Source organism: Collinsella aerofaciens ATCC 25986 (genome assembly GCF_964259375.1).
In the GTDB taxonomy this organism is placed as follows: Bacteria; Actinomycetota; Coriobacteriia; order Coriobacteriales; family Coriobacteriaceae; genus Collinsella; species Collinsella aerofaciens_BO.
In genome coordinates, this window is the sequence record NZ_CAXVJM010000004.1 from 88912 (window position 1) to 107446 (window position 18535).

The 18535-nt window shown below is 60.2% G+C and carries 16 protein-coding genes; 10 read left to right on the forward strand and 6 right to left on the reverse strand.

Features of this window, described 5'->3' with window-relative positions:
• Window position 1 precedes the first annotated feature (1 nt).
• Entirely contained in the window at window positions 2-799 is a 798-nt protein-coding gene (locus ACEXKH_RS02845; RefSeq protein WP_373573002.1) for a tRNA threonylcarbamoyladenosine dehydratase, read from the reverse strand.
• A gap of 460 nt (window positions 800-1259) precedes the next feature.
• On the opposite strand from ACEXKH_RS02845, the gene ACEXKH_RS02850 reads away from it, so the two are divergent.
• The 3 genes from ACEXKH_RS02850 (at window position 1260) to ettA (ending at window position 4099) form a co-directional block, all read left to right on the forward strand.
• Window positions 1260-1538 (forward strand): autorepressor SdpR family transcription factor, encoded by a 279-nt coding sequence (locus tag ACEXKH_RS02850; protein ID WP_022094448.1) that lies wholly within the window; start codon window positions 1260-1262, stop codon window positions 1536-1538.
• The gene (locus ACEXKH_RS02855; protein WP_373573003.1) at window positions 1531-2235 is read left to right on the forward strand and encodes an SdpI family protein; all 705 of its coding nucleotides are present in this window, start codon (window positions 1531-1533) and stop codon (window positions 2233-2235) included. Before ACEXKH_RS02850 ends, ACEXKH_RS02855 begins: the two co-directional genes overlap by 8 nt.
• A 184-nt stretch (window positions 2236-2419) precedes the next feature.
• On the forward strand, window positions 2420-4099 hold the full coding sequence (gene ettA, locus ACEXKH_RS02860) for an energy-dependent translational throttle protein EttA (RefSeq protein ID WP_055251458.1): 1680 nt from the start codon (window positions 2420-2422) through the stop codon (window positions 4097-4099).
• Between the two features lie 214 nt (window positions 4100-4313).
• On the opposite strand, the gene ACEXKH_RS02865 is transcribed toward ettA, so the two are convergent.
• Together ACEXKH_RS02865 and ACEXKH_RS02870 are read right to left on the reverse strand one after the other, a co-directional pair.
• Window positions 4314-5615 (reverse strand): hypothetical protein, encoded by a 1302-nt coding sequence (locus ACEXKH_RS02865; RefSeq protein WP_373573004.1) that lies wholly within the window; start codon window positions 5613-5615, stop codon window positions 4314-4316.
• Window positions 5616-5751: 136 nt separating this feature from the next.
• Complete coding sequence (locus ACEXKH_RS02870; RefSeq protein WP_373573005.1) at window positions 5752-6705, reverse strand: hypothetical protein; 954 nt, start codon at window positions 6703-6705, stop codon at window positions 5752-5754.
• 203 nt (window positions 6706-6908) lie between these two features.
• Here ACEXKH_RS02870 and ACEXKH_RS02875 point away from each other — a divergent pair, with 203 nt between their 5' ends.
• The 7 genes from ACEXKH_RS02875 to ACEXKH_RS02905 all read left to right on the forward strand — a co-directional run bounded on the left by ACEXKH_RS02875 (window position 6909) and on the right by ACEXKH_RS02905 (window position 14501).
• The gene (locus ACEXKH_RS02875) at window positions 6909-8888 is read left to right on the forward strand and encodes an NAD(+) synthase (protein WP_373573006.1); all 1980 of its coding nucleotides are present in this window, start codon (window positions 6909-6911) and stop codon (window positions 8886-8888) included.
• Between the two features lie 118 nt (window positions 8889-9006).
• Window positions 9007-10170, forward strand: a complete 1164-nt coding sequence (locus tag ACEXKH_RS02880; RefSeq protein WP_373573007.1) for a pyridoxal phosphate-dependent aminotransferase — start codon at window positions 9007-9009, stop codon at window positions 10168-10170.
• Between the two features lie 201 nt (window positions 10171-10371).
• On the forward strand, window positions 10372-11322 hold the full coding sequence (locus tag ACEXKH_RS02885) for an L-lactate dehydrogenase (protein WP_117564413.1): 951 nt from the start codon (window positions 10372-10374) through the stop codon (window positions 11320-11322).
• A 127-nt stretch (window positions 11323-11449) separates the two neighbouring features.
• Window positions 11450-12610: a DUF2974 domain-containing protein gene (locus ACEXKH_RS02890; protein ID WP_373573008.1), complete on the forward strand. Its 1161-nt coding sequence runs from the start codon at window positions 11450-11452 to the stop codon at window positions 12608-12610.
• A 110-nt stretch (window positions 12611-12720) separates the two neighbouring features.
• Entirely contained in the window at window positions 12721-13725 is a 1005-nt protein-coding gene (locus tag ACEXKH_RS02895) for a nucleoid-associated protein (RefSeq protein ID WP_373573009.1), read from the forward strand.
• Between the two features lie 84 nt (window positions 13726-13809).
• On the forward strand, window positions 13810-14160 hold the full coding sequence (locus tag ACEXKH_RS02900) for a hypothetical protein (RefSeq protein WP_373573010.1): 351 nt from the start codon (window positions 13810-13812) through the stop codon (window positions 14158-14160).
• A complete protein-coding gene (locus ACEXKH_RS02905) occupies window positions 14157-14501 on the forward strand; it encodes a type II toxin-antitoxin system RelE family toxin (RefSeq protein WP_373573011.1) in 345 nt (114 codons plus the stop codon). Before ACEXKH_RS02900 ends, ACEXKH_RS02905 begins: the two co-directional genes overlap by 4 nt.
• 229 nt (window positions 14502-14730) lie before the next feature.
• Here ACEXKH_RS02905 and dapD read toward each other — a convergent pair whose 3' ends face one another.
• From dapD to dapA, 3 genes are read right to left on the reverse strand one after another with little or no spacing between them, the layout of a single operon-like run.
• Window positions 14731-15450 carry a 2,3,4,5-tetrahydropyridine-2,6-dicarboxylate N-acetyltransferase gene (gene dapD / locus ACEXKH_RS02910; protein ID WP_373573012.1) on the reverse strand — a complete coding sequence of 240 codons (720 nt, stop codon included), beginning with the start codon at window positions 15448-15450 and terminating at the stop codon, window positions 14731-14733.
• Between the two features lie 39 nt (window positions 15451-15489).
• Entirely contained in the window at window positions 15490-16230 is a 741-nt protein-coding gene (gene dapB / locus ACEXKH_RS02915) for a 4-hydroxy-tetrahydrodipicolinate reductase (RefSeq protein ID WP_373573013.1), read from the reverse strand.
• Window positions 16223-18532, reverse strand: coding sequence for a 4-hydroxy-tetrahydrodipicolinate synthase (dapA, locus tag ACEXKH_RS02920; protein ID WP_373573014.1), 2310 nt, complete (start codon window positions 18530-18532; stop codon window positions 16223-16225). The genes dapB and dapA overlap by 8 nt, the downstream gene beginning before the upstream one ends.
• Window positions 18533-18535 lie beyond the last annotated feature (3 nt).

Here is an 18535-nt window from a genome sequence, read left to right on the forward strand (position 1 = left end):
GCTAGTCCAGGCGCTGGCCATCGGAGCGTACGCGTTCGGTGCCGCGGCCGCTGATCTGGCGGATAACCTCGCCGGCGATCATCTGGCCCATGATGGGCGGCATAAAGCTGGCGGTGCCCAACTCGGTACGCTCGTGGATGTTGGAAGGGTCGCGGGGCTGTGTCTTAACCGATTCCTCGCAGCTAAACAGTACATGCAGGCTCTTGATTCCGCGCTTCTTGCATTCTTTGCGCATGATGCGGCTCATGGGGTCACGTACCGTATCGAAAATGTCGGCAAAGCGGAGGCACTCGGGATGGAGCTTGTTGGCCCCGCCCATGGAGCTAACCAAACGAATGTCGTGGTCCTGAGCATATTTGGCAATGGTGAGCTTTGCCGAGATGGTGTCGATGGCGTCGATGACGTAGTCGATCTTGCCCTCTGTCTGCTCCAAAACGCTCGCAAAGAACTCGTCGATGTTATCGCTCAACAGGTATTCAGTTCGCTTGATAACGGTGGCGGTAGGGTTGATATCGCGAATCATGGCTTCCATCACGTCGACTTTGCGCTTTCCGATGGTGCTGTGAAAGGCGATGGCCTGGCGATTGATATTGCTGGGCGCGATGATGTCCTTGTCCAGAATGACGAAATGACCGATGCCGCCGCGGGCGAGTGCCTCGCAGCAGTTGGAGCCCACGCCTCCGCAGCCGAGCACTAGCACCGTAGCATCGGCGAGCTTATCGAGTGCCTCGCGGCCTATGATGATCTCGAGCTTGGTGTCGCGTGTCTCGATGGGGGCTGCGGCTGCGGTTTCGGTCATAGATATCCTCCGATGGGGAGTCGGTCGTGTTTTAGCTATCGCCATTATAGGTATTATTGCGATTCCATTTGAGCCCTTGGAGCTTGTTGAAATGGGATCGGGATTCGCATAAGATTGAAGCAGATGGCACCCGTTGCAGCGGGTTGGCCAACTCCGAAACACGTTTATGGCGTGAGAAGTGGCCGTCTTCGCATTACGCGGGGGCGGCTATTTCATTCGACCTCCAATGTGGATGCCGAGCTCCACAGCCGCGATTACAAGCAATAACAACGTCAGGACATCGTCAATACTCATAGTCCATCTCCTTCTCGGGTAGAGGGAGCTGGCCCATCTGCTTCAACTTCCATTGTAACTAAACACGAACGAATGTTCTATATATGTTACTGTATTAGACAGTTAGACAAACATCTAAATATCGAGTATAGTGTGCACGTCATGAGAGATGATGAGAGGAGGTCTTATGCCGGGAGAGGGTTTTAAGGCGCTTGCCGATCCGACGCGACGGCGCATTTTGGAGTTGCTGCGCGAGGGCAATTGCACGGCGGGGGAGCTTGCCGAGCATTTCGATATCAGTAAGCCGTCGCTGAGCCATCACTTGGCGACGCTCAAAAACGCCGGGTTGGTGACTGACGAACGTCATGGCCAAAACATCGTTTACAGCTTAAACACCACCGTCATGCAGGACTTGATCGGTTGGTTTATGGGCTTTACAAACACGGAAGGTGATAAGGATGAATAACGAAAACAAGGGCGTTCACCCCACGGGGGTATCGTCGCGCGTGTGGGCCATGCTTGTTGTGGTCTGTGCTATTAATGTTGCTGCGCACCTCATGGTGATGCCGAGCTTGCCGGCGCAGATTCCCACGCACTGGGGCGCGAACGGCGCCGTCGACGGTTGGGGTCCTAGCTGGATGGCCTCCGCGCTCGGCGTGTTGCCTCTGGCGCTTCTCGCAATGTTCTGCGTGGTGCCGCGCATCGATCCCAAAGGTGAGGCATATCGAACCTCGGGCAAGTTTTACCAGGGCTTCGTAATCGCCTTCACCTTGTTCATGTGCGCGATAAGCTGGCTGGGAGAGCTTACGGTCTGGGGCGTGGTGCCGGCGGTCGGTTCGGTTAACGTGCTGATTTCCGGTGTTGTCGGTTTGCTGTTCATCGGCGTAGGCAACTACTTGCCGCGTGTGAAGCAGAACTATACGCTCGGTATCAAGACACCTTGGGCGCTTGCCGATCCCGAGAACTGGCGCCGTACGCAGCGTTTTGGCGGCGCCTGCTTTATGGTGCTGGGTATTGGCCTGATTGTGATGGGCGTGGCAGGCAGCGTACTTTCGAGTGAAGTCGTCGCCGCGGTGATTGCGGTTCTGGCGTTTGGTTCGGTCGGAGCCGTCTACGTCTACTCGTATCTGCTGTGGCGCAAATCGCAGCGGGCCGTTCGCTAAGGTTGCGGAAAACTAGCGTACGCAGTTCATAGTATGTTCCGGGGGACTTTTCCCAGGTAGTATTAGGGGGTGTGGGCAACCATGCCCCTTTTTCGTTACGTTTCAGAGCTGGTTTTTTCATTTCGTTTCCACTAAAGCGAAACAAGAATAGGGAAACAGCAGGTAGAAAGGATAAAACAGGCAAATGGCGGAGTTTATCTACCAGATGTATCAGGCTCGCAAGGCCCATGGCGACAAGGTAATCCTTGACGACGTGACCCTGAGCTTCTACCCCGGTGCCAAGATCGGCGTCGTGGGCCCCAACGGTATGGGCAAGTCGACCCTGCTCAAGATCATGGCCGGCATCGAGGAGGTCTCCAACGGCGATGCCAGGCTTACCCCCGGCTACACCGTGGGCATCCTGCAGCAGGAGCCGCCGCTCGACGACGACAAGACCGTCATCGAGAACGTGCGCATGGCGTTTGGCGACATGATCGCCAAGGTCGATCGCTTCAATAAGATCGGCGAGGAGATGTGCGACCCGGATTGCGACATGGACGCCCTCATGGCCGAGATGGGCAAGCTCCAGGACGAGATCGACGCCGCCGACGGCTGGGATATCGATTCCAAGCTCGGCCAGGCCATGGACGCCCTGCAGCTGCCCGATTCCGACATGCCGGTCAACGTACTTTCCGGCGGCGAGCGCCGTCGCGTGGCCCTGTGCAAGCTGCTGCTCGAGGCTCCCGACCTGCTGCTGCTCGACGAGCCCACGAACCACCTGGATGCCGAGTCAATCCTGTGGCTCGAGCACTTCTTGCACAACTACCAGGGCGCGGTGCTGGCCGTCACACACGATCGCTACTTCCTGGATAACGTTGCCGAGTGGATCTGCGAGGTCGACCGCGGTCACCTCTATCCCTACAAGGGCAACTACTCCACGTATCTGGAGACCAAGGCCGCCCGTATCGAGGCACAGGGCAACCGCGACGCCAAGCTCGCCAAGCGCATGGAGGCCGAGCTCGAGTGGGTGCGCAGCTCGCCCAAGGCCCGTCAGGCCAAGAACAAGGCCCGTCTGGCCCGCTACGAGGAGATGGAGGCTGAGGCGCGCGCTAGCCAGAAGCTCGACTGGACTGACATTCGCATCCCTGTCGGCCCGCGTCTGGGCAACAAGGTGCTCGAGGCCCATCACCTGCACAAGGAGTTCGACGGTCGCGTGCTCATCGATGACCTTTCGTTCACCCTGCCGCGCAACGGCATCGTGGGCGTCATCGGCCCCAACGGTGTCGGTAAGACCACGCTGTTCAAGACGATTGTGGGTCTGGAGCCGCTGACTTCGGGCGAGCTCGAGGTGGGCGAGACCGTCAAGATTTCTTACGTCGACCAGAACCGTTCCGGCATCGACCCCGATAAGAACCTATGGGAGGTCGTCTCGGACGGCCTGGACCACATGATGGTCGGCGAGACCGAAGTTCCGAGCCGCGCGTATGTGGCGAGCTTTGGCTTTAAGGGCCAGGACCAGCAGAAGCGCGCTGGTGTGCTCTCCGGCGGCGAGCGCAACCGTCTGAACTTGGCGCTTACGCTCAAGCAGGGCGGCAACCTGCTGCTTCTCGACGAGCCCACGAACGACCTCGACGTCGAGACGCTGTCCTCGCTCGAAGCGGCGCTGCTCGAGTTCCCGGGCTGCTCGGTGGTCATTAGCCACGATCGTATGTTCCTGGACCGCGTCGCCACGCACATTCTGGCGTGGGAGGGCACCGACGAGAATCCGGGCAACTGGTATTGGTTCGAGGGTAACTTCGAGGCCTATCAGGCCAACCGCATCGAGCGCCTGGGCGAGGACGCAGCCCAGCCGCATCGTATCCACCGCAAGCTCACGCGTGACTAGATCGTTACGCGGTTTTCCAAACCGCGTAACTGCTCGACGCTGCGCGGGCCGCAAGCACCCCATCTTGCCGTTCAAGCCGTCGCTCGCGTACCGAAGTACGCGTCGCTCCTCTTTCACGGCAACCTGGGGCACTTGCGGCCCGCTCGCTGTTGGTTGCGCAACATCAACAAATAAAAACGGCTCAAATCCTGATTTGGATTTGAGCCGTTTGTCGTTAATGCTCGGGTTCTTCGACTTTATCGATGGCCCAGGCGGCTCCGAGGCCGCCGGTGGTGTTGCGGCGGATGCGCACGGCAACCTCGCGGCGCTCGCCGGCCTGCGTGTAGCGCAGGGGGAAGCTTGCGCGGTTTCGCGCGGCCTCGATGGTACCGCGCTCGCGGGCGATCCAGTAGTACTCGCCGACAATGCCGAGCGTGTCGGCGCCGTAGGGGAGATAGGTCGACAGCTGGTGCAGAAGCGGGCCGGGGCAGAAAACCTCGGTTGCGAAATCGACGGGGAAGTCCTCGGGGATGGCGGGCACTGCAGGTGCGGTGGCCGGTGCTGCAGCGGGGACCGGAGCCGGTGCAGGTGCGGGAATTTGGTCGCAAGCAGCGGTGGGCACGGACTCGATGACGGGTGCGGGCTCCGGCGTCGCTTCCGGCTTGATCGTGGAATCTGCAGGCTTCACGATGACGGGCGCGTCTGCAGCTGCAGTTTCAACCTCAACCTGCGTCGCGTTCTCGTTCTCGACGCTCGACTTTGCCTCGATGGGCGTGGATGCCATGGTGGTGATGCCGGCGTTTGCGTTCTCGGGGTCATAGACGACCGTGAGCGAGATGGCGGGCTGCGGCGTCTCGGGCTCCGGCGCCGACTCGGTAGCGCCTTGATCGGCGGGCTCGTCGGACTGATCGTCCTCGGCCTCGTCGCCAAAGACTTCGCTGTTTTGGAACGCAGGCGTCTCGGGTTGGTCAGCGGCTTCTTTGGTTGTCGACTCGGGAGCTTCGTTGAGCTCCACAGTGGCTTCCTGCTCGGATGTGACTTCGGGATCGGTCGTGGCGGCGATTTCGGTTTCGGCTTCTGCCGTTACCTCAATAGCGACTTCGATCTCTGTCTCGGGCTCGGGCGCCGGAGCGACTTCGGCCACGGGCTCGGGACGCTTAACGCGCTTGGGGCGCACGGCCTTGAGGTCCTTCTCGCCGCGCTTCTTCTTTTTGTAGGACTGCTTGGCGCCCTTGGCAGCCTTGGGCTTGTCCTCGCCCTTGGCAAGGGCGGCATCCCATGCCTCGTTGGCGATGACGGTGGCATACAGGCGACCGCCCTTAAAGACGGTCAGCTTAATGCAGTCATCGAGCTCCTCGAGCAGCTCGCGCGTGGACTCGAAGCCCAGGTCATAAGCGGCCATGTCGCCAGCGGCGAGTGCCTCCTCGACCTGCGTCATAAACGTTTGCTTGCCGCACCCAATCGCATCGCGCAGCAGGCGATACAGATAGATGCGGTTGCCCAGCGATAGCGTGGGCCTAACTATTGTCTTGCTCATGGCAAATCTCCTCTTTACACACGTAAAGCATCTTACCATCGCATAGCGTTTGCCATGGCGGCACCCAAGGCAAACGGGCGCGAACCGCTATCGATTCGCGCCCGTTGTACAGGTTGCCTATCTGGGGATGCAGCGCCTAGTTGCCCGATGTCGTGCCTTGGCTTGAACTGTCAGATGCCGTGCCGGACGCGGTTCCGCTCGAGCTGTTAGTGCTGCTGTTGTCGGTAGATCCCGTTCCCGATGTGGTGTCGCTCGTTTGGTCGCCCGTGCTCGGCTGCGAGCTGTCAGTCGTTTGGCTTGAGTCGGTCGTGCCGGATTGCGTGCCGCTGCTGTTCGTAGAGGAATTGGCACCTTGCGATTGGTTTTGGGTGTTCGATGACGAGTCGGCAGAGGTAGAACTGTCTTGCGTGCCGTCCGTCTGTGCCTGCTGGTCTTGCGAATGGGTGTTGCCATTTGCGTCACTTTCTGTCGTGCGCGACGACAGAATCGGCTCGGGGCGCTCGCCCAGACCCTCGCCGGCGGTGGTGATAAGGATGGCGCCGGCGCAGGCGATGACCGCGACGATGGCGATGGCAATCGAGAAGATGATGACCTTCTTTTGCGTCTGGCTGCGCTCTGCCGCGGCCTTGGCGCGCAGGCTGTTAGGGGCGACGCGGGCCGTGGTCGCGCGTCCCGCAATCTGGCGCATCTCCTGCGTAGTCGCGGCGCCGCCCAGGTGCTCCTCGGCATTAAACTCAACGGGCTCGTAGGCGCCGGCGGGGTAGTCGACGTCGGCGTGCGTGCCCTTGAGGGCTTCGGCGCTGGCAGAGATAAAGTGGCGGTAGACCTGTGAGGACACAACGGTGATGACCGAGCTCACGGCGGCGCCGATCACCGATCCGGCGATACCGATCTTGGAGGCAAGCGCGACGCTCGTGGCGGCAGCTGCGGCGCCGGCGATGATCTGGGGAATGGAAATGTCGTCGAACAGGCCCTTTTTGGGCGCGATGGCCATGGTCTGCCCGATGGAATGGTTTTCGTGAACGCCGTTGTTGAGCGATGCCGGCGTCATGACACGTGTGCGCGGCGCGTCGGTGTACTTGGTTGTCATACGGGGTCCTCCCGGTGTAAATCTGCTTCGTTTCGTGTAGACCTCAGGGTACCCACCAGATGTGAATCGGGCGTGACGTTTAACAGATACCATCAACTCATCAATAGCTCACCAAGTTGGTGGGATGCGGTTACACCCGGCGGTTGAACTACAATAGGGCTTGCTAATTGTTGTGAATGGCGTCTACGCACGGGAGCATTCTTATGAATCTTCATCTTTCTCAGTCTGATGGCTTTTTGCGTGTGGCGGCGGCGTCGCCGCAGATTCGCGTGGCCGATGTCGAGGGCAATGCCGAGGTTGCGTTAGCGGCTGTTCGCGCGGCTGTCGAGCGCGGCGTTCGTGCTCTGGTGCTGCCCGAGCTCAACTTGTGCGGCTATACCGCGGCCGATCTGTTCCATAACCGCACATTACTGCATGCCTGCGAGGCTGCTTTGGTGCATATCCTCGATGAGACTCGTGAGCTGCCGATTGTCTTTACCATCGGTCTTCCCGTTGCAGTTGCCGAGAATATCTACAACTGCGCCGCCGTGTGCTGCGCGGGCGAGCTTTTGGGTCTTACGGCCAAGAAGTATCTGCCCAACTATGGCGAGTTCTACGAGCGCCGCTGGTTTGCTCCGGCGCCCGCAGATCCTGTGTGGGTCGAGTTTGCCGGTCAGGGTCCGGTTCCGCTGGGTTCGGAGCTTGTCTACCGCTGCTGTGACGAGGGTGCCGAGGATATGGTGCTGGGCGTTGAGGTCTGCGAGGACCTGTGGGTGCCGGCGCCGCCCTCGACCGAGATGGCGCTTGCCGGTGCGACGGTGATTCTCAACCCCTCCGCTTCCGACGAGATCATCGGTAAGGCAGATTACCGCCGCAGCCTTATCTCTAATCAAAGCGCGCGCCTGTACTGCGCCTATGCCTACGCGGATGCGAGCGAGGGCGAGTCCACGACCGACATGGTCTTTGCGGGCGAGAACCTTGTCTACGAAAACGGCTCCAAGCTCGCCGCGACCAAGCTGCTTACCTGCGACATGGCCATCGCCGATGTCGATCTTGACCGTCTGGTTGCCGAGCGCCGTCGCTCGACGACGTGGACGCGCGCGGACGATGCGCCGGAGGCCACGACCGTTGAGTTTTCGTTTGGGGGCGTGCTGGCAGACGAGTCTGTCCTGCGCGATGCACTTGACATTGACCGAGTCTTCCCCCGCGCGCCCTTTGTGCCGGCCGACCATGGTGACCTGGCCGAGCGTTGCGAGACCATCCTCGACCTGCAGACTGCTGGCCTCAAGACCCGCCTTGCCCACACGGGCACCAAGGCTGCGGTCATCGGCCTTTCGGGCGGCTTGGACTCCACGCTGGCACTGCTTGTGACCGTGCGCGCCTTCGATATTCTGGGGCTGCCGCGCACCGGTATCACGGCCGTGTCCATGCCCGGCTTTGGCACGACGCATCGCACCAAGTCGAACGCCGAGTCGCTCGCTCGCGACCTGGGTGTGAGCTTCCGCGAGGTTTCGATTCACGCGGCTGTGGAGCAGCACTTCAAGGACATTGAGCACGATCCGACCGTACAGGACGTGACCTACGAGAACAGCCAGGCTCGCGAGCGTACGCAGATTCTGATGGATCTGGCCAACCAGGCTGGTGGTTTTGTCATCGGCACGGGCGACCTGTCGGAGCTGGCGCTCGGCTGGGCTACCTATAACGGCGACCACATGAGCATGTACGCCGTCAACGCGAGCGTGCCCAAGACGCTTGTGCGCCATCTGGTGCGCTATGCGGCCGATGTCTTTGGCGGGCGCATTGCCGAGGTTTTGCTCGATATCCTCGACACGCCGGTGTCCCCCGAGCTTCTGCCGCCCACGGGCGACGGCGAGATTGCGCAGAAGACTGAGGATTTGGTGGGCCCGTACGAGCTGCACGACTACTTCCTCTACTACCTGCTGCGTTTTGGCTTTGAGCCGGGCAAGATCTACCACATGGCGCTCAAGAGCTTCGAGGGCGTCTACGATGAGGCCACCATCCACACGTGGCTGCGTACGTTCTATCGTCGCTTCTTTGCCCAGCAGTTTAAGCGCAGCTGCCTGCCCGATGGTCCCAAGGTGGGCTCGGTGACGCTCAGCCCGCGCGGCGATTGGCGTATGCCGAGTGACGCCAGCTCGCGTTTGTGGCTTGCGCAGATCGACGCGCTCAATCCAATTGACTAAGGTTGGCCAAATTGAACCAATGCGGGGGTTGCAAGCGTTACACTTTTGCAATCTGATGGCCCGTATCGCGCGGCGCTCTTGTCGGAGCGCCGCGTTTTTTATATCGAAAGGTGGCACCATGCAGGCATCGCAGCGTCTCGACCGCTTTGGCGCGGAGGTCTTCGCCTCGCTCAACAACAAACTGCTCGCGCTGAAGGCTCAGGGCAAGACCATTTACAACATGAGCGTGGGCACGCCCGACTTTAAGCCGTACAATCACGTGGTCGAGGCACTCACGCAAGCAGCCCAAGATCCCGAGATGTGGAAGTATGCCCTGCGCGACCTGCCCGAACTCAAGCAAGCTGTGTGCGATTACTATGAGCGTCGCTTTGGCGTTTCGGGCATTACGCCGTCCATGGTGCAGTCGTGCAACGGCACGCAGGAGGGCGTGGGCCATTTGGGCCTGGCCCTGCTCGATCCGGGTGACACCATTCTGGTTCCCGATCCGTGCTACCCGGTCTTTGAGGCGGGCGCTAAGATTGCCGACGCCAAGCTCGAGTACTATCCACTGGTTGCCGAGCACAATTACCTGCCCTACGTGGCAGGCATCGATCCCGAGGTCGCCGACCGCGCCAAGTACATGATCGTGTCGCTGCCCGCGAACCCGGTGGGCTCGGTGGGCACACCCGAGGTCTACGAGGAGATCATCGCTTTTGCCCGCGAGCATGACCTGCTCATCGTCCATGACAACGCGTACTCCGACATCGTGTTCGACGGCGAGCCGGGTGGCAGCTTTTTGCAGTATCCCGGTGCGCTCGAGGTGGGCGTGGAGTTCTTCTCGCTTTCCAAGTCGTTTAACGTCACCGGTGCGCGTATCGGCTTTTTGGTCGGTCGCGAGGATGTGGTCTCTGCCTTTGCCAAGCTGCGCGGCCAGATCGACTTTGGCATGTTCTTCCCGATCCAGAAGGCTGCTATCGCCTGCCTGAACGGTCCGCGCGATGAGGTCGAGGCGCAGCGTCTGAAGTACCAGGAGCGCCGCGATGCCCTGTGCGACGGTCTTGAGGGCCTGGGCTGGGAGCGTCCCAACGCGCATGGCTCTATGTTTGTGTGGGCCAAGCTTCCCGGTGGCCGCGCCGATTCCATGGCGTTTTGCGAGGAGCTCATGGAGAAGGCCGGCGTTGTGGTGACGCCGGGCGCGAGCTTTGGTCCTTCGGGCGAGGGGCACGTGCGCATGGCGCTGGTTCTGCCACCCGATCAGATTGCTTTGGCTGTCGAGGCCATTCGCGAGGCGGGCCTGTATTAGAAAGCTATTTCGCCTCGTCAATAGCTCGAAACCGATTTCGTGCAGTTATTTTACGAATCCTGCAAACAATTTCGGTAAACGGTCGATTTTTGGCTGCGAATAGGAGCATAATCAAAGTCCCGATTGGATGTATTGGGATTACGGCAAGCCGCTCGGGTCGTTCCCGGGCGGCTTGTTTGTGGAGTGAGATGGGAGTTTCTTATGGTTAACGAGAAGAAGGTCGCTATTGTCGGCTGCGGTTTCGTCGGTTCGTCTTCGGCGTTCGCGCTGATGCAGAGCGGTCTGTTCTCCGAGATGGTCCTCATCGACGTGGACAAGAACCGCGCCGAGGGTGAGGCTCTGGATATCGCGCACGGCATGACGTTTGCCGAGCCGATGAAGATCTACGCCGGCGATTATTCCGATGTCGCCGACGCCGCCATGATCGTCGTCACTGCTGGCGCTGCCCAGAAGCCCGGTGAGACCCGCCTGGACCTGGTCAACAAGAACGTCAGCATCTTTAAGTCCATTATCCCCGAGATTAAGAAGTCCGGCTTCGATGGCATTCTGCTCATCGTCTCCAACCCGGTCGATGTTCTGACCTATGCCGCCATCAAGATGTCCGGCCTGCCCGAGGGCCATGTCATCGGCTCCGGCACCGTGCTCGACACCGGCCGTCTGCAGCAGATGCTTGGCGCCCACGTCGAGGTTGACCCGCGCGATGTCCAGGCCTATGTCATGGGTGAGCACGGCGACTCCGAGTTCGTCGCTTGGTCCAGTGCCCAGGTTGCCGGCGTGCCGCTGAACACCTTCTGTGAGCTTCACGGCCACCTGGAGCATGAGGCTGCCGAGAAGCGCATCGCCGAGGACGTCAAGAACTCCGCCTACACCATCATCGAGAAGAAGCACGCCACCTACTACGGCGTCGCTATGGCCGTCAAGCGCATCTGCACCGCCGTCATGCGCGATGAGCAGACCGTTCTGCCCGTCTCCTCGCTCATGGTGGGCGAGTACGGCCTGTCCGATCTTGCCATCTCTATGCCGACTGTCGTTGGCCGCGACGGCGTTGTCTGCCGCGTTCCCGTGCCGCTGGACGATGACGAGCAGCATGAGCTCACCGCCTCCGCCAAGGCCCTCAAGGACATCATCGACAGCGTCGACTTCTCCTGCTAAATCAAGATCTTTTGGGCAACAGGCTACAATGAAAGGCGTCCGGGCCACACGGTCCGGGCGCCTTTTTGGTGTGAGGGGGTCAGGTTGCTTTGCACCATCCCAATGCACCATAGTTGATGGGAGAGCCATGTCGGATTCGCCTAATTTTTTGACCTATGCCCAGACGGCGTTTGATCCGTTTGAGGAGCGGCCGTTCTGTGCGGTGGATAGCCTGGTCTTTGCGTGGTTGTCCTATTTGCGTTTGCCGGGTGATATGGCGGAGCTGACGAACTGGCAGGGCCTAGACGTGCGTGAGCTGCTGCGTGCCGAGTGCTACCGGGACATGATTGACGACTTGTGGGACCCGGAGGGGAGCAGGGCCTTGTTGGAGGCCGTGGCAGCAAGCCCTCGCTACCGTGGCGTGCACGTTTGCGGCTATCGTGCCGTGAGCGATGTGGTGGCGACAGAGCAGTTTGCAGCCATGGCGTTCCGGTTTCCGGCGGGGTTTAGTTATCTTTCCTTCCGGGGGACCGACAGCACGATTGTGGGCTGGAAAGAGGACTTCAATATGGCGTTCCGGTGTCCCGTGCCGGCCCAGGAATCCGCGGCGCGCTATGTGGACGAGGCGGCGGATGCGATCGACGGGCCGCTTTTGTGCGGAGGTCATTCCAAGGGTGGAAACCTTGCGGTGTACGGTGCGGCGATGTGCTCCGATGTCGCCCGTGAGCGAATCGAACGGGTGTATTCCCATGATGGTCCGGGCTTCGTCGAGGAGTTTCTGAACGGCAACGCCTTTGCCGATCTTTCCGGTCGAATCGACAAGACGCTACCTCGGTCGTCGATCTTTGGCATGATGTTCGAGACACAAGAGGACTATGCCATCGTTGAGAGCACCGAGTTCAGCCTGCTGCAGCACAATCCCTTTAGCTGGGTGGTTGATGGTCGCGACTTCGTGTACTGTGAGCGCCTGTCCGCCGGTGCTCGATACGTTGATGGCTCCATTCGCGAGATGTTGCTTGCAGTGTCGCCTAGCGAGCGCGAGCGTTTTGTAGATGCGTTGTTCTCCGTGTTTGAGGCAACGGGTGCTGAGCGGTTTGCGGATATCGCTGGGAATCTGCGCGAGAGCCTGCCCGTGATGCTCCAGGCTGCGCAAGGCTTTGACAAGGATACGCGACGCTTTGTCTCGCAGACCATCGCGGCAATCCTTAAATGCGCACTGCTGCCCAAACGACCCCAGATCGACATGCCCGCAGCCGGTAAGAGTCTGGCAGAACAACTCGAGGCGTGGCAGTCCGAGCTTCTGCGCTAGCCATTGGTGCAAAGCAACCTGTCCCGATGTGCCAATCTTCGATGCGCCTGGGGCGGGCTTGACCGCTATACTGGTTCGTGCCGAAATCGATCTAGAACGGAATGCCGTATATGAAAATCAATCACGCGATTCTGCATATCCTGGACTTTGACTCTGCCGTTAACGTTATGAGCCAGCGCGAGCTCGATATCGAAAGCCGTACCGTGCGCAACTTCGTGACCACACATCTGCGCCGCGCGCGCACCTCGGCCGACAATAAACGCGCCACGTTTGCCGAGAGCTCTGCGTTTGGTGGCGAGCTCAAGGGCTATTTCTTTGGCGAGCGCGAGTTCGTGGACCTGTCGCAGCAGATTGCGGAGTTTATTTCCTCCGAGCTCACCAAAGCCGAGAAAGCCGAGTCCACCGACGTGCTCGTGGCCGATTTTGACGACGATGAGGATGCCCGCTGGTTTGCCGTGATGCTGCTGGGCTCCAAGCAGGCTTTTATGCACGAAGTGGGCCGCGAGGAGGGGGAGGTGCGCAACGACATCGCGCGCCACTACGCCATTCTGCCAAACCCCTCGCAAAAGGTGCCGAGCTATGCCATCGTGCGCGCGAGTACCATGGAGATCGGCTATGTGGACAAGAAGCGCAAGATTGCCGGCGAGGACCGTATGCTTATCCCCGATGGCCTGCTGCAGTGCGACACGGGCGTATCGGGCAAGGAGGTCATCGACACCGTGACGCGTGTGGTCGAGGAAGTCGCCGAGGAGCACGGTGCCAACACGGCTGTAGCGCTCGCTAAGGTTAAGGCTGCCGTTGCCGAGAAGGTTGAGGATGACGAGGAGCTGCCGCCTTGGGATATCGTCGATGAGGTCTTTGAGGACGAACCGGTTATCAAGGAGAGCGTGCGTGCGGCACTGACCGAGGAGAAGGTGCCTGAGCGTGTGCCCGTGGAGCGCAAGCAGGTCGAACGCGCGGCGGTGCGCAATCATAAGATCCGAACCGACACGGGTATCGAAATCAGCTTCCCGGCCGAGATGGGTTCGAACTCCGAATACATCGAGTTTGTCAACGAGCCCAACGGCCTCATCTCTATCGAGCTCAAAAACATCGGCAGCATCGAGAATCGATAGGGCTTTTTTCTTTCGAATAAAAGTCTGGATTATATTTTGAAGTATACTTTGAAATATAATCCAGATTATTTTTTGGAGGTCAAAATGTCCGCACTTGTTCTGGAAAAACCGGTGTTTACAAAAGACCAGGTTGTTTCGGCTACCGAAGCAAGCAAGTCTTTATCTGCCATTCGTAAACGCGCAAAACGCGCACCACAGTTCATTGCCGATCATAACGATATCGATACCGTGATTATCGACTATGCTGCCTATGAGGAAATGTACGGCGCGCTGCAGTATCTGCGTGAACTTGAGATAAATCGCATCGCTGCGGATCGAGTCAAGCATGGTCCGCATGAGTTTGTTCCGTTTGAGGACGCCTTAACTGCCGATGAGCTCGCGGAGTTTGAATCGATGGATTCGGACGCGATTCCCGATGAGGATCTTTTCGAATGAGCGGGCATTTTATTGTCGGCTTTTTGAATCGAGACGTCGAGAAGGAATATCAAAAACTAGATGGATCCCAGCGCAGGCTCGTCCGTATTGCCGTCGCAAAATTAAAGACGCGCGCTGATGAAATCGGAACGCCGCTTCACGGCGAGCTCGCCGGCTGCAAAAAGATTAAATGGCGCAATGCAGGACTCCGAATGGTTTTTCGAATCCGAGAGGACGGAATGGTTGAGATTGCCGAGATTGTGGCAATAGGGCGGCGCGATCGTTCCGAGGTCTATAAGACGGCCGTAGGGCGCCTGTCAAAGCAACCCGCCATGGTTGAATACGACGGAACCCTGAGATGATGAAGGCCGAAGTTCCGATGGTGCTTCGGCCTTTTTTGTTTTCGGCTTGGTTGCCGACATTGCGCCGTAGGTTGAGCATACGCCAGCGAAAACGCCCCTAGGCGAGCAAGGTGACGCGAAAGAGGAGGGCATGACCTTCTGGTCATGCCCGACGATTGAACGTCAGATTGCCGCCTAGGGGCGTTTGCAGCGTCGGGTCGTTACGGCGTTTGGTAAAACGCCGTAACTATTAAAGCTGGCGCAGGCCCTCCTCGAGGCCGGTCTTGCTGTCGGTCTTCTCGTCGCGCATCTTGATAACGCGGGCGGGGACACCGGCCACGACGGCGCCGGCGGGGACGTCCTCGACGCATACGGCACCGGCAGCCACGACGGCGCCCTTGCCCACGCGCACGCCCTCCAGGACCACGGCGTTGGCGCCAATCATGACATCGTCCTCGATGATGACGGGCGTGGCGCTCGCGGGCTCAACGACGCCTGCCAGCACGGTGCCGGCGCCGATGTGGCAGTTCTTGCCCACGGTTGCGCGGCCGCCCAGGACGGCGCCCATATCAATCATAGAGCCCTCGCCGATAATGGAGCCGATGTTGATGATGGCGCCCATCATGATGACGGCGCGGTCGCCGATCTCGACGCGGTCGCGGATGATCGCGCCCGGCTCGATGCGGGCATTGATGCCCTTAAGGTCGAGCATGGGGACGGCGGAGTTGCGACAGTCGTTCTCCACATCGTAGTAGTCGATGGAGTCGGCATTGGCATCGAGGATGGCCTTGAGCTCATCCCAGTCGCCAAAGACGGTCTTGCCACGACGGCCGCCGTAGACATGTGCGTCGCCCCAGGCAACCTTCATGCCGGGCTTCTCGCGCACATGCAGCTTGACGGGCGTCTTTTTAGGCGCGGTGGCGATGTAGTTGATAATCTCCTGTGCATCCATCTCGGCTGCGTTGCTCATTTGCTATCTCTCCTTTGGGTGGATTCGGTTGATACCTGGTTAGGCAAACATGACCTGGTCGAACGTATAGAAGCCGGGTTCGCGGGTGACGAGCTTCTGCGCGGCTGCCAAGGCGCCGTTGACAAAGATCTGACGGCTCGTGGCACGGTGTGTGAGTGTGACCTCCTCGTCCTGGCCAAAGAAGCTTACCTCGTGCACGCCGGCGACGGTGCCGCCGCGCAGCGAGTGCATGCCGATTTCCTTGGAGTCGCGCACGCCGCACATGCCCTCGCGTCCGTAGACGGGGTGGTAGCCTGCCTCGGGCTCGGCCTCGACTACGGCGTCGAGCAGCAGCTTGGCGGTGCCGCTGGGGGCGTCGACCTTTTGGTTGTGGTGAGTCTCGACAATCTCACAGTCAAAGCCGGGCAGCTCACGCGTGGCCTGGGCCACTAGATGGCGCAGGGCTGCGATGCCGATGGAGTAATTGCCGGAGTGCATGACGCGGACGTTCTGACCCAGCTCGCGCAGGCGGTCCATCTGCTCGGGCGTATAGCCCGTGGTGCCGGAAACGAGTGCGGTGCCCGTGCGCTCGACATAGGCGACAACGGCGTCAAAGGTCACGACGTTCGAGAAGTCGATGATGACGTCGGCCGCCGGGGCGCTCTCGAGCTCGGTCAGATCAAAGCCAATCTGCGCGACAATATCAAAAACGGGCTGACCGGCGGCGTCGACAACGTCCTCGGCGGTAGTGCGGATGAGCGAGCCCATGCGGCCCGTTCCCATAATGACGGTCTTAATCAAGCAGACCAGCTCCCTTCAGGGCATCGGTAAGTGCGGCGCGCGTGTCGTTGGCCATGGGGCATAGCGGCATGCGGTAGTTTGCCTCGATCATACCCATCTGAGCGAGCGCTTCTTTAACGGGGATGGGGTTGACCTCACCAAAGAGGGCGTTGATAAGCGGCTGGCCGGCAATCTGGATATCGCGGGCACGTGCCACGTCACCGTCCAGATAAGCGCGGCACATGTCATGCACGAGCTGCGGCTGAACATCGGCCCACACGCTGATGGTGCCCGAGGCGCCCAGGCTCATGAGCGGCACGGTAAGCGCGTCCTCGCCTGAGTACATGCGGAAGTCATCGGACAGCAGGTGGGCGATCTTGGCCGCGTAGGCGACGTTGCCCGAGGCTTCCTTAATACCCATGATGTTGGGGTGCGCGGCCAGACGCTCCACGTTTCGCTCGCTGATGCCGCAGCCGCAGCGGCCGGGGATGTTGTACAGGATGCAGGGGATGTCCACGGCGTCGGCGACGGTCTTAAAGTGCTGGTAGATGCCCTCTTCGTTGGACTTGTTGTAGTAGGGGGTAATGAGCAGCAGGCCGTCGGCGCCCAGGCCCTGATAGGTGAGCGACTTGGTGAGCATGGTCTGCGTCGAGTTGGAGCCCGAGCCGGCAATGACGGGCACGCGTCCTGCAACCTGCTTGACCACGGCGGCGACAACGGAGTTGTCCTCGTCGTCGGTCATCGTGGCGCTCTCGCCGGTGGTGCCCAGGGTGAGGATGGCGTCGGTGCCGTTTTGCAGGTGGAAGTCGATAAGGCGCTCGAGCGCGTCAAAGTCGACGCTGCCGTCCTTCTTAAACGGCGTAACGAGGGCGACGATTGAGCCCTCGAGATTGCGGATGTCCATGTTCTTCTCCTTCGCTTCCGCGATCTGGATGCGTTTGTTCCATTGGGCGGCGACTGCCAGGTGTTCGTTCTGGGCGCGACGGCGGGCGGAGTCGGCACGCGACTTGGCCAGCAGCTCTCGGCCGCACGGCAGCACGTCGAGCGTGGCAAAGTAATCGCCCGGGCGCTCAGCGCGGCGGATAAGGTCAGCCGCGCCGTCGGGGCGCAGTAAAACCTCGGCCGAGCGCAGACGCCCGTTGTAGTTGTAGCCCATGGAGTAGCCATGCGCGCCGGTATCGTGAATCACGAGCAGGTCGCCCATGTCGATATGCGGCAGCTCGCGATCGATGGCGAACTTGTCGTTGTTCTCGCACAAATTGCCCGTGATGTCGTAGGTGTCCGTGACGGGCGCTGCGGTCTTGTCGGCGCCACCCGGCTGGCCCATCACCGTAATGTGGTGGTAGGCGCCATACATGGCAGGGCGAATGAGGTCGACGGCGCTTGCGTCGACACCGATATAGTCCTTGTAGATCTGCTTCTCGTGGATGGCCTTGGTGACCAGGCAGCCGTAGGGGCCCATCATAAAGCGGCCCATCTCGGTGCAGATGGCCACATCGTCCATGCCAGCGGGAACCAGGATCTCGTCGTAGGCCGCGTGCACTCCCTCGCCGATGGCGTGGATATCGTTGGCCTGCTGCTCGGGCAGGTAGGGGATACCGACGCCGCCGGACAGGTTGATGAAGGCGACGTGTGCGCCGGTCTCGCGCTCCAGGCGCACGGCAAGCTCAAAGAGGATGCGCGCGAGCTTGGGGTAGTAGTCGTTGGTGACGGTGTTACTGGCGAGGAATGCATGGATGCCAAAGTTCTCGGCGCCCTTGGTCTTGAGCATGCGGAAAGCCTCGAAGAGCTGCTCGGTGGTCATGCCGTACTTGGAGTCGCCCGGGTTGTCCATGATGCCGTTGGAGAGCTGGAACAGGCCGCCCGGATTAAAGCGACAGCTGACCGTCTTGGGGATGGGGCCGGCAACGCGCTCAAAGAACTCGATGTGGCTGATGTCGTCAAAGTTGACGATGGCGCCCAGCTTGTTGGCGAGCTCAAAATCCGCCGCCGGCGTGTCGTTGGACGAGAACATGATGTCATGCCCCGTGATGCCCAGCGAGCGGGCGATCATGAGCTCGGTATAGCTCGAGCAATCGCAACCGCAACCGTATTCGTTGAGAATGGAGATGAGCGCCGGGTTGGGGTTGGCCTTGACGGCAAAGTACTCCTTAAAGCCCGGGTTCCATGCAAAGGCGTCACGCACCTCTTGCATGTTGCGGCGGATGCCCGCCTCGTCGTAGAGATGAAACGGTGTGGGGAACTGCTCGACGATATGCTCGAGCGTCTCCTTGTCCACAAACGGCTGCTTAGCCGCATATGCCTCGTTGGGAGTCAGTGTCATGTC